Origin of the sequence: Saccharomonospora halophila 8, assembly GCF_000383775.1 — a bacterium.
GTDB classification, from domain to species: Bacteria; Actinomycetota; Actinomycetes; order Mycobacteriales; family Pseudonocardiaceae; genus Saccharomonospora; species Saccharomonospora halophila.
Genome location: NZ_KB912477.1, coordinates 43,345 through 46,212, shown reverse-complemented (window position 1 = coordinate 46,212; position 2,868 = coordinate 43,345). Strand labels below are relative to the sequence as shown.

General features: G+C 71.6%; 2 protein-coding genes. One reads left to right on the top strand and one right to left on the bottom strand.

From position 1 onward, the window contains the following. The coding region (locus SACHA_RS19570; protein ID WP_039737477.1) for a DUF885 domain-containing protein at positions 1 to 1,180 on the top strand (1,180 nt) is incomplete at its 5' end. A 66-nt stretch (positions 1,181 to 1,246) separates the two neighbouring features. On the opposite strand, the gene SACHA_RS0100615 is transcribed toward SACHA_RS19570, so the two are convergent. Further along, positions 1,247 to 2,605 carry a sodium/calcium exchanger protein gene (locus SACHA_RS0100615; RefSeq protein WP_019806348.1) on the bottom strand — a complete coding sequence of 453 codons (1,359 nt, stop codon included), beginning with the start codon at positions 2,603 to 2,605 and terminating at the stop codon, positions 1,247 to 1,249. Positions 2,606 to 2,868: the final 263 nt, after the last annotated feature.

Below are 2,868 nucleotides of genomic sequence, written 5' to 3'. Positions count from 1 at the left end.
ACTGAGCGGCGGAACCGGTTACTTCGAGACGCTGGTGGCCGGGGCGGACCGGGTCGGGGACGTGCCGGATTCCCTGCGTGCGGACCTCCGGCACGCCGCGCACACCGCTCAGGAGGCCTACGCCGAGCTCGCCGGGTTCCTGCGCGCCGAGCTCGCCCCCGAGGCGCCCACCACCGACGCCGTCGGCGAGGACACCTACCGGTTGTGGTCCCGCTACTTCCTCGGTGCCGACCTCGACCCGCGGGAGGCCTACGAGTGGGGGTGGCAGGAGTTCACCCGCATCGAGCGGGAGATCGCCGAGGTCGCCGGCCGTATCCGGCCGGGGGCGACGCCCGCCGAGGCCGCCGAGGCGCTCGACGCCGACGAGCGCTACCGCGTGCGCGGACAGGACGCGCTGCGCGAGTGGATGCAACGGCTGTCCGACGACGCTCTCACGGCGCTGCGCGGGTCGCACTTCGAGATCCCGGACGCGCTGATGGGCCTTCAGTGCCGGATCGCCCCGCCCGGCGGGCCGGTCGGGGCCTACTACACCGGGCCGAGCGAGGACTTCTCCCGGCCGGGTCGGATGTGGTGGTCCGTGCCCGCCGACCGGACGGAGTTCTCCACGTGGCGGGAGGCCACGACGGTCTACCACGAGGGGGTGCCGGGGCACCATCTGCAGATCGCGACAGGGGTGCACGAGGCGTCGCTGAACCGGTTCCAGCGTCTGCTGGCGCTCACCTCCGGGCACGCCGAGGGGTGGGCGCTCTACGCCGAGCGGCTGATGCGCGATCTCGGCTTCCTCACCGACGACGGCAACCTGCTCGGGATGCTGGACGCGCACCTGTTCCGGGCCGCGCGGGTGATCGTCGACATCGGGATGCACCTCGGACTCGAGATCCCGGCGGGAACCGGCTTCCACGAGGGCGAGCGCTGGACCCCCGACCTGGGTCTGGAGTTCATGCTCACCCGCACGATCACCGATGCGGACCACGTGCACGACGAGATCGACCGGTATCTCGGCTGGCCGGGGCAGGCCCCGGCCTACAAGCTGGGGGAACGGTTGTGGCTCGACGCCCGGGAGGACGTCCGGCGTCGCCGCGGGGACGCCTTCGACCTCAAGGACTTCCACACCCGGGCCCTGCGGATGGGCGGGATGGGGCTGGACACCCTGCGCACGCAGTTGATGGCGGACACCTGAGGCGGGGGCCGTGGGAGGAACCGCGACACCACGCCGGTCGGTGGTGACCTTCCACGGCAACCTCGCTCACTCCCCGCTCAGCCGCACCGCCTCCTGCTCGTCGGCGCGCTGGAGCACCGCGAACGGCGTCGCGGTCCCGTCCCGGATCACCCGCTTCAGCTCCGCGCGCCGGGCGATGAGCAGACCGAGCGACAGGACGCCGTAGACGACGCTCAGCACGGCGATGACGATGCGGTCCTGTTCCTCGGGCAGCGCGATGCTGGTGCCGAACTGGATGAGGAACAGCACCAGCAGCGTGGTGGCCCAGCGGGCGGTCATGGTGAGCGTGAGCAGGATGCAGACCGCGAACAGCGACTGCGCCGCCGTGATCAGCAGCTCGAAGCGCTGGTGCAGATCGATCGGCAGGCCGTCGAACGAGACCGACGACAGCGCGAACACGACCGGGATCGTGCCCACCAGCAGGGTCCACTGGTTGACCTTGCTGGACAGCAGCGTGCCCAGGGCCGAGCTGGCATGCAGTTTCCAGGCGAACAGACAGGCCACGATCAGCTCGGGCGACTCGCTGGCCAGTGGTGCGACCCATTGCACGAGCAGGAAGTGGTCGATGCCGAGTTCGGTGCCGGTGTGCACGAGGTTCTCGGCGAAGTGTTCCGCCGTGGCGAGGATGACCACGGCCGCGTAACCGAACATGAGCCCGTAGAGCCAGCGCCGCGGGCGTGCCGGTCGGGTGCCGACCCACGCCGACGTGCCCGTGAGCTCGGGCTCCTCCACCGGTGCCTTGGCCAGGCGCCAGGCGTACAGCACGAACAGCGACACCAGCACCGCCGCGTCCACCAGGGTCAGCGAGTCCCGCAGCGGGAAATGCAGCGAGTACACCGTCGCGGCACCGAGGAAGAACACCTCGGCCGACATCCGCCGCGGCAGGCGCACCCACCCGACGTGTGCGGAGGCGCTGTGCGCGCCGCCCCGGCGCCGTGCCCGCACGACCGCGAGCGTGGCCACGAGCACCACGAGCGGCCAGCCGATCCCCACCAGGATCCGGTTGGCACCGGTCATGTTGGCCAGCGCCAGTGAACACGGATTGGCTCCTTCCGTGTCCGGCAGGCAGTGCCCCTGTTCGGCGTTGATGATCCCCGCCCGCATCGTGAACACGAAGTCCACGGCGTACTCCGGCAGCACCGCCAGGAAGGCCAGCAGGGCGAGCGCGAGCCCGCCGTTGATGTCGACCTGGGCGGCCTCGGCGGCCCAGGACAGCAGGAAGGCCGCGCCGATGATCGCGATGCCGTAGATCACCGCTGCCAGCGGGGCCGCGACCGCGGGGTGCGGCAGCCCGAGGTAGTCGGCGCCCCCGAGGTAGAGACCGGGCAACGAGATCAGTGCGGCCGTGGGGAGCTGGGGCGGTAGGTGGGGGGCGGTGTCCGGCACCCGGGCAATGTTCCCACGGTCCACAAGATCGAAACTCTACGGCACGACACCCCGGGGGCGGGGCTATCCTCCAGGACGTGTCCCCTCGGTCCGGACGGGCCGATCCGCCGACGACACGCCGGAGGATTCAAGTGCCCGTGGCCCGGCTCCGTTCGTCCGACCCCGCCGTGGCCACGGTGGGCCTGCTCGCCGCCGGGGTGCTGTGGGGGACCGGCGGTCCGGCGGGCTCGGTTCTGGCCGGGGCGGCCGGTCTGCATCCGCTC